We start from the raw sequence: 8,171 nt of genomic DNA on the forward strand, positions 1-8,171 counted from the left end.
CGGAACGGCTTGGTCACGTAGTCGTCGGCTCCGATCTCCAACCCCGTCACCGTGTCCCGCACGCCGTCGCGTGCGGTCAGGATGACCACGGGGATGTCCACGTCCAGCGAACGCACGCGCCGCAGCACGTCGAACCCGTCGGTGTCAGGCAGCCCCAGATCCAGCAGCATCAGGTCGAAACCGCCGGTCACCGCGTAGTCCACGGCCTCGGCCCCCGTGCCCACCACGGTCGTGGTGAACCCGCTGGCGTCCAGGCCCTTGCGGACGAACGAGGCGATCCGCTCCTCGTCCTCGACGATGAGGATGCGACTCACACGTACCTCCTTCCGGTGGGGATGACGAGGGTGAACGTGGAACCCGCGCCCGGTGCGGAGCGCAGGTCCACCCTCCCGTGGTGGGCTTCGGCGATGGCGCGGACGATGGCCAGACCCAGACCGGCGCCCCGGTCCCCCCTGGCCGCGCCCCCGCCCCTGGAGAAACGCTCGAAGATCCGGCCGTGCTCCTCCGGCGGGATGCCGGGCCCCTGGTCGGTGACCCAGAACAGCACGTCACCGCCGCTGAACGCGGAGCCGACGCGCAGTGTGGACCCCCGTTCGGTGTGCCGCACCGCGTTGGCGGCCAGCTGCACCACGGCCTGGGTGACGCGCTGCGGGTCGAGCCGGGCCCCGCCCTCGGCCATCGACTCCAGCCGCCAGTCCCGGTCGCCGAGCCTGCGCACCTTGGCGTCGATGTCGCTGGTCAGCTCCGCCAGGGACACCTCCTCCGAACGCAGGAAGTCGGGTTGCTGGGCTTTGGCGAGCAGCAGCAGGTCCTCCACGATCCGGCCCATCCGGTCCAGCTCGTCGGTGACCAGGCGCACGACCTCACGCCGTTCCTCGGGGTCGTCACCCATCAGTTCCAGGTGGCCGCGCACGATGGTGATGGGCGTGCGCAACTCGTGTCCGGCGTCGTCCACGAACCGCCGCTGAGCGGTGAAGGCCCCCTCCAGCCGGTCCAGCATGCTGTTGAACTGCTCGGCGAGCGCGGCGATGTCGTCCCGGCCGGACACGTCGATGCGCCGGGTGAGGTCCTCCTCGGTGATGTGCGCGGCGGTCTGCCGGACCAGGCGCACGGGCGTGAGGATGCGGCCCGCCACCCACCATGCCGCACTGCTGACGGCGGCCAGCCCGACCAGGCTGACCAGTGCGATCGTCTGCATGGTGGACACCACCACGTCGTCGTCGGCCTCGGTGAAGTAGCCGATGACGAACCACCCCGCGGCGCCGCCCTGGTCACCCGGGGGCAGGGCGCGCACCTTCTCCCACCGCATGGGACCGGCGGGGGTGTCCAGGGTCCCCCGGCCTCTGGGCGACTCCAGGATGTCCGCGACCATGTCGGGTTCGGCGGACACGTCGAAGGGCGGTTCCTGGCCCTGACGGATGCGTCCGGCCTGGGCCGTGGCGCCCGGTGCGCCGCCCGCGCCCCCGTCGGCGGAGGACGTTTCCTCCACCCAACCGAACAGGATCTCGGCCTCATCGGGGTACTGGCGCTTCAGGTGGACCGCGAAGAGCGTGGACACGTCGGTGAAGTGCTCTCCCGTGTCGGGGTCCCTGCCCACGCCCGCGAACTCCTGGAACTCGTTGGTCTCCTGGGAGAGCGCGCTGTCGACGCGGTCGTCGTTGCGGGCGGTGAGCGCGCTCCAGGTGAGGACGTTGACCAGGACGAGGACGGCGGCCATGAGCAGGACGACCCAGGCCATGATGAGGAGCCGGGCCGGGACGCGCCGCTTCTGCGGCATCTCCGGCTGGGGACCCTCCATGACCATGGTGGAGTTCGTGTCCGGGCTCCCCGGAGCACCCCAGGTGTCCCCGGGAACGCCGCTGAGGTCCTCCGTCGGGGAGTCCCGGCGACCCTCAGTCGTCATGGTCGTCTCCGTCGTCGTCCATGTCATCGGCATCGTCGCAGTCATCATCGTCGCCGTCGTCACCGCAGGTGACGTCGGGGGTCTGCGACGGGGCCTCCGTGGGCGGGGTCGAGGGTTCGGCGTGGTCGGGGTCCTCCTCGTCCGGGGTCCCGTCACCGTCGTGGTCGGTGACCGGCGGAGGGGGAGGGACGACACCGTCGGCGGAGGACGCGGAGGAGGGGGCGGAGGTGGTGCCCGGGGACTCCCCGACCACCACCTCGTCCGGTGGCGTGGTGTCCGAGGTCCCTCCGGGCATCACCCACACCAGGACCGCGCCCGCGACCAGGGCGGCCGCCACGGCACCGGCCAGCAGCAACAACAGCGGTGATCTCATGCGGCCGAGCATCCCCGGCCGGGGCGAATCCGAGATGAAACGGACATGAGGATTTCTTCATCCGCGCCCACCCGAGCCGCGGGAACCCCCGTGGAAGCGGGGGTTCCCGGCCAGCCCGTCAGACCGGCCCCGCCTCCGTCCTGGTACGGGCGCGTCCGCGCCAGGCGCCCACGGCGGCGTCCGCCAGGAGGAACGCCAGCAGCGAGACGCCGAACACCGGCAGGAACAGGCCCACGCCCACCGCCACGGCGACGACCGCGGCCAGGCACCACCACGGCAGGCCGCGCCAGGTCCCGCGCGGGGCGAGCGGACGTCCCATGGAGAATCCGTCCTCCCTCGTCGGGCGACGCAGCCACCACATCCGGTAGCCCCAGGACACGAGGACGAGCGCGGACAGACCGACCAGGGTCAGGAAGAGCTGGTTCGGCAGGCCGAACAGCAGACCCATGTGGAAGGCGATGCCCCATGAGGAGAGTTTGGCCATGAGCGGGAACTCGTCGAATCGGAGAGTCTCGACCACCTCGCCGCTCGCCGCGTCCACGGCGATCACGTCCTGGTTGACGGGCCAGGTCCGCGAGGTGCCCTCCACCGTGAACGGCGCACCCTCCTCCGCGGGTACGGCGATCTCCACCGGACCCTCCAACCCCGCGGCGCGCACCGACTCCAGCACCCGGTCCAGGTCCACCCGGTCGGCGGCACCGTGACCCGCGTGCTCACCGCCACCGTCGTCGTCCTGGCCGCCGTGGCCCTCGTGCCCGGTGGAGGCGGACACCGACAGCGTCGGTGTCGTCCACCCGAAGGCCGTCCGCAGCTCGCCGATGTTGGCTCCGCCGAACTGGGACCAGGTCAGGCCGGTGGCGGACAGCAGCAGCAGGCCGACCAGTGCCCAGAGGCCGATCGACCCGTGCCAGGACAGGGTGCGGTTGCGGCCGGTCGCCGAGTTCTCGGGGAGCAGGGTGCGGCGCAGACGGCGGTTCCGGCGCCTGCGGCCGATCCACAGCACGGCGCCGCCGAGGCCGACCACCCACAGCCAGCTCGCGGCGAGTTCGCTGTAGACGCGGCCGACGTCCCCCATGTGCAGGTGGCGGTGGAGTTCGGACAGCCACGACCGCGCGGGCAGGGAGCCGCTGCTGCCGTAGCTGGTCATGTCGCCGAGGAGCTCGCCGGTGTGGGGATCGACGAAGACGGCGAGCCGGTAGCTCTCGGGAAGTCCCTCCACGTCCAGCAGGACGCGGGTGCTCTCGTCGGGCTCCGTGGCCGGGCGCACGGCGTTCAGGGTTCCCTCGGGGTGGGCGGTGACCGCGGCGTCCACCTGCTCCTGGAGGGGCACCGAGCCGTCGCCGGGGGCGACGTGGAGCTGTTCGGAGTAGAGCGCCTGCTCCAGTTGGGGTGTGTAGGCGTACAGCAGTCCGGTCACGGCCGCGACGACGATGAACGGCGCCACGAGGATTCCCGCGTAGAAGTGCAGGCGGAGGAGGAGCTGGCGCAGCGCCGCCCATGTGGAGCGTTGACGCCCGGACGGGGGAGGTGGGGAGTCGAGCCGGTCGGGGGCATGGGAGGTCATGGAATTTCCTCAGGTCTGGTCGGAGGCAGCCCGAAGGGAGGTGCGGGCATGCGTGGGGCACCGACGCGTCGGTGTGGGGCCGGGCCTGACGGCACCGGGTGGGAAGGGCTCGGAAGGCTCAGAGCGGGAGGGCCGCTGGCGGTCCGCGCAGGTCCCGCACGTGCCGCAGGAACGGGGGGAGCGCGGGCCGCGGAGGCGGCGCCCACCCCCGCACGCGCACGGGTCGGGCCGGGGGAGAGGACCGCGCGACGAGGACCAGCAGGCGGTGGAACAGGGAGCGCACGAGGTCGACCAGGGTGAGGACCGCACGCTCACCCTGGCGCAGCCACCACGCGCACACCACTCCGGCCGCGGCGTGGGCCAGGAGCATGCCCGGACCGGCCCCGGACCCCGTGAGGAGGTGTGCTCCGGCCGCCTGTGCTCCGATCTCGTACGCTCCGGCTCCGTGCGTTCCGGTCCCGTGCGGGACGGATCCGCCCGGTGACGCGACGGTGAAGAGCAGGTGCAGCGCGACCTGTCCCCACAGCGTCGTCGCGACGAGGGAGCCGAGGCGCTGCTCGGAGCGGAAGAGTCCGTGGGCGACGGCGAGGACGAGGACGAACCCCGCCGCGAGGCCGAGCGGCGGGACCGCGTGTCCGGACGCCAGGACGTGTCCGGTCGAGGACACGCCGGTACACACCGCGGCGAACACCGTGGCGCGGGGCAGACGGAGCGGGACCGTACCGGCCATGACGGACAGTATTCCGCATTCCCCTGGGGGTGCCCATCCCCCTTTATGGGAGCGTTCCCATAACGTTGTGCGCACGGTCGGGCACGGAACCGCCGGTCGCGGAACCGGTGGGAACGCCGTCGGACCGGCCGTCGTGGGGATCGCTCGTGTCGCCACCCTTCGTGAGCCGGGAGAGGGGGTCAGGCGGCGCGCGCGAGGCGGCGCACGGCCAGCCCGGCGAGGAGGGCGGCCTGGGAGGGCGGGACGGAGCCGTCGTAGCGCGTACCGGGGGAGTGGCCGCCCGGTGCGGTGGTCGGGGACCGGGCGACCGCCCCGCGGCCGAAGAAGCTCAGCGGACGCCTGCTCGACCAGCGCGGCCACCGGGTGGTCGCCACGCCCATCGACCCGTGGGACGTGAACACCTCGGTGGGGCGCGAGTGAGCTCGTTTTCGGGTGACGAAACGACGCAACGAAACTCGGATCGGCGACACAACGGGTTTCGTCACTCCGGTGAGGGGACGCAACACCGCCATGGGAGACGGTAACCCGCCAACGGAAAGCCGTGCCCCGGCGCCGAACGGTCACGGGGCGCGCTCGGACCCCTCCTGTTCCACGCTCTCCGTGGCCGCGCCCCGGGGAACTGTGAGCAGCCGGATCCCGTAGGCCGCCAGCACGGCGCACACCACCGCGACCGCACCGCCGACCCACCCGCCCGCGTAGGACTCGCCCATGAAGGCCACGCCCACCACGGTGGCGGAGACGGGGTTGGCGAAGGTGGTGATCCCCAGCGGGGCGCCCAGCTCCATGCCCTGGTAGGCGGCCTGGGCCAGGAACAGGCCGAGCACCGCGATCACCGGCGTGGCCAGGGAGGACGCGTGCACGAGCCCGGCCGCTCCCGTCTCTCCGATGACCGCGACCGCGGTCTTGACCGTGGCCGAGGAGACCCCGAAGGCCACGCCCGCCGCGCCCGCGAGCAGATAGCTGCGCCAGGCGGCCGAACGGACCCGTCCCGCCGTCCACGCGGTCACCAGCAGCAGCGCCGCCGTACCGGCGCCGACCACCACCGAGCCGGTGTCGTCGAGTACACCGCCCCCGCCCCCGGTCACCGTCACCGCCAACAGGACGCCCAGGGCCACCGAGGTGAGCACCGCGCCCCTCCACTCCTCGCGGGTGACCCGGCGCCCGCCCAGCCGGGCCGACCAGGGGATTCCGAGCACCAGCACCAGAACGCCGAGCGGCTGCACCACGGTCAGCGGCGCGTTGCTCACCGCCGCCACCTGGAAACCGGCCCGGCCCCCGTTGAACACCAGGGAGACCCACCACAGGGGGTGCCGCAGCAGGGTCGCCAGCTGTCCGCCGCCGGTCAGCGGTCCGGCCACCCGTACCGCCAGCCTGCGCTGGGCCACCGCCGCGGCCGTGTAGGCCGCGCACGAGAGCACCGCGAAGACGATCCCCACCATCACGCCCGATTCCATGACAGCGATGATCCCGCCCCGCCCGGTCCGGTTCTCCCCGGGGTGGGGAACCCGGCGCGGAGCCGGTCCGGACGTCGGCCCGCGCCCACCGTCCGCGTGGAGGCCCTGCGGGGAACCGGTTCACGGCGGCCNNNNTCCCCGGTACAGCGCGGCGACCACGCCCTCGATGTCGGGCTCGCGCAGGGTCAGGTCGACCACCTCGTGCTGCCGGGTGACCCGGGAGATCACCGTCGCCGGGTTATCCGACAGCTCCAGCCACTGGCGCGGGCCGTCCACGCGCGCGCACCGGCAGCCCTCCACCTCGATGGGCGGGGCGGGCACGGCCAGGTCCACGACCAGCACACGCGGTGTGGGCACGCTCGCGCGCAGCCCCTCCAGGCCGCCGTCGTAGGCCAGGCGTCCCTGGTCGATGACCACCACCCGCTCGCACAGGCGCTCCACGTCGCCCAGGTCGTGCGTGGTCAGCAGGATGGTCGTGCCCTCCTCGGCGTTGAGGCGCAGCAGGAACCCGCGGATGGTCGACTTGCTGACCACGTCCAGACCGATGGTCGGTTCGTCCAGCACCAGTAGCCGGGGCCCGTGCAGCAGGGCGGCGGTCAGGTCGCCGCGCATGCGCTGGCCCAGGCTGAGCTGGCGCACCGGGGTGGACAGGAACGGTCCCAGTTCCAGGAGTTCGGTCAGCTCGGCCAGGCGGCGGGCGTGGTCGGCGGCCGGAACGCGGTACATGTGCCGGGTCAGCTCCAGACTGTCCCTCAGCGGCAGGTCCCACCACAGGGTGGTGCGCTGGCCGAACACCACGCCGATCCGGCTGGCCAGCCTCGTGCGCTGACGGGAGGGCTCCAGCCCGGTCACCCGCAGGTGCCCGGACGTGGGGGTGAGGATGCCCGTGAGCATCTTCATGGTGCTGCTCTTCCCGGCGCCGTTGGGTCCCAGGTAGCCGACGATCTCGCCGGGCCGCACGGTGAGGGTCACGTCGCTCACGGCGCTGACGGTGCGCCGCCTGCGCCGCAGGAGCGGCCCCTCGGACAGGACGAAGTCGCGGCCCAGGCCGACGGCCTCGATGACGGGTTCGGCGGTTGGTCCGGTGGCGGAGGCGGAGGATTCGCGGGTGGACGTCATGCTCAGCTCCCGGTGGATCGGTAGTGGCGCAGCCCGGAACGCCAACAGGCGGCGGCGACCAGGCACATGGCGACGGCGACGAGGGGGGTGGCGAAGCGCAGGGCGTCCGGCAGCCCGGTCGGGTCGGGGCGGTCGAGCAGGTACAGGACGGGCTGCCAGGTGACGAAGGCGAGCGGCAGCACGAAGGTCACCGCACGGACGACCTCGCGGCCGTAGATGGCCAGCGGGTACTCGGTGAGGGCCTGCCCGCCGTAGGTGATCGCGTTGGCGGCCTGGCGGGCGTCGGCGACGAAGAACTGGAGGCACGCCCCGATGACCCAGACCGAGCAGCAGATCGCGATCCCCGAGACCAGCAGCACCGGCAGCATCAGCGCTCTGCCGGGGGTCCAGTCGATGTCGCACTCGACCAGGGCGATGACGACCACGACCGCGCCCGGGACGATCCGGCCGAGGCGACGCGGCGCGAACCGGTCGGTCGCCATCTGCACCAACGGTGGCACCGGGCGCACCAGCATCACGTCGAGGGTGCCCGTCCGGATGTGCTCGCCCAGGTTCTCGACCATCCCCAGGATCATGTCGGCGCAGGCGAAGGAGGTCGCGGCCAGACCGGCGACGAGCAGGCCCTCGGCCGTGCTGAACCCCTCCAGCCGACCGGCGTGGCCGAACACGACGAGGACCGCGCCCATCTCGGCGAACACGCCCAGCGAGGTCGCCAGGGTCATGAGGACGAGCGACACCGGGTACTGGGCCAGGGCGCGGCACCAGGTCCACGCCAGCAGCAGGTAGGCCCGGAAGGGCCACAGCACGGACTCGCGGGTGCGGGAGAGGACGTCAGCCACCCTGGACCACCACCCTCCGGGTCGCGCGACCGGTGGTCCACGCGCCGAGGCCGAGCAGGGCGGCGGCCCACGCCGCCTGGAGGGCCAGCCCGCCGGGCACGGTGCCGCCGGGCAGGGTGTCCTTGCCGAGGAGGACCTCGGCGGGGACCTGCACCATCGACGCCCACGGCAGCAGCCGCAGCACGTCGG

General features: G+C 72.8%; 9 protein-coding genes and 1 pseudogene. All 10 read right to left on the minus strand.

All coding sequences use genetic code 11. The features are described from left to right. The coding region (locus D455_RS0108570; RefSeq protein ID WP_017570329.1) for a response regulator transcription factor at positions 1 to 314 on the minus strand (314 nt) is incomplete at its 3' end. Continuing rightward, positions 311 to 1,903, minus strand: a complete 1,593-nt coding sequence (locus D455_RS0108575) for a sensor histidine kinase (RefSeq protein WP_017570330.1) — start codon at positions 1,901 to 1,903, stop codon at positions 311 to 313. The genes D455_RS0108575 and D455_RS0108570, both read right to left, overlap by 4 nt. Next, a complete protein-coding gene (locus tag D455_RS0108580) occupies positions 1,893 to 2,276 on the minus strand; it encodes a hypothetical protein (protein ID WP_026122444.1) in 384 nt (127 codons plus the stop codon). The genes D455_RS0108575 and D455_RS0108580 overlap by 11 nt, the downstream gene beginning before the upstream one ends. 118 nt (positions 2,277 to 2,394) lie before the next feature. Further along, positions 2,395 to 3,840 carry a PepSY-associated TM helix domain-containing protein gene (locus tag D455_RS0108585; RefSeq protein ID WP_017570332.1) on the minus strand — a complete coding sequence of 482 codons (1,446 nt, stop codon included), beginning with the start codon at positions 3,838 to 3,840 and terminating at the stop codon, positions 2,395 to 2,397. Positions 3,841 to 3,958: 118 nt separating this feature from the next. Next, entirely contained in the window at positions 3,959 to 4,570 is a 612-nt protein-coding gene (locus D455_RS0108590; RefSeq protein ID WP_017570333.1) for a hypothetical protein, read from the minus strand. Between the two features lie 179 nt (positions 4,571 to 4,749). Then, positions 4,750 to 4,950, minus strand: coding sequence for a hypothetical protein (locus D455_RS0108595; RefSeq protein ID WP_160167833.1), 201 nt, complete (start codon positions 4,948 to 4,950; stop codon positions 4,750 to 4,752). A 180-nt stretch (positions 4,951 to 5,130) separates the two neighbouring features. Then, on the minus strand, positions 5,131 to 6,024 hold the full coding sequence (locus D455_RS0108600) for a DMT family transporter (RefSeq protein WP_017570335.1): 894 nt from the start codon (positions 6,022 to 6,024) through the stop codon (positions 5,131 to 5,133). A gap of 120 nt (positions 6,025 to 6,144) precedes the next feature. Further along, positions 6,145 to 7,143, minus strand: coding sequence for an ABC transporter ATP-binding protein (locus tag D455_RS0108605; protein WP_017570336.1), 999 nt, complete (start codon positions 7,141 to 7,143; stop codon positions 6,145 to 6,147). Positions 7,144 to 7,145: 2 nt separating this feature from the next. Next, positions 7,146 to 7,982: an ABC transporter permease gene (locus D455_RS0108610; protein WP_017570337.1), complete on the minus strand. Its 837-nt coding sequence runs from the start codon at positions 7,980 to 7,982 to the stop codon at positions 7,146 to 7,148. Continuing rightward, positions 7,975 to 8,171: pseudogene (locus tag D455_RS0108615) on the minus strand (ABC transporter permease); the annotation flags it as partial. The pseudogene D455_RS0108615 and the gene D455_RS0108610, both read right to left, overlap by 8 nt.

Origin of the sequence: Nocardiopsis halotolerans DSM 44410, from assembly GCF_000341065.1 — a bacterium.
Lineage (GTDB): Bacteria > Actinomycetota > Actinomycetes > Streptosporangiales > Streptosporangiaceae > Nocardiopsis > Nocardiopsis halotolerans.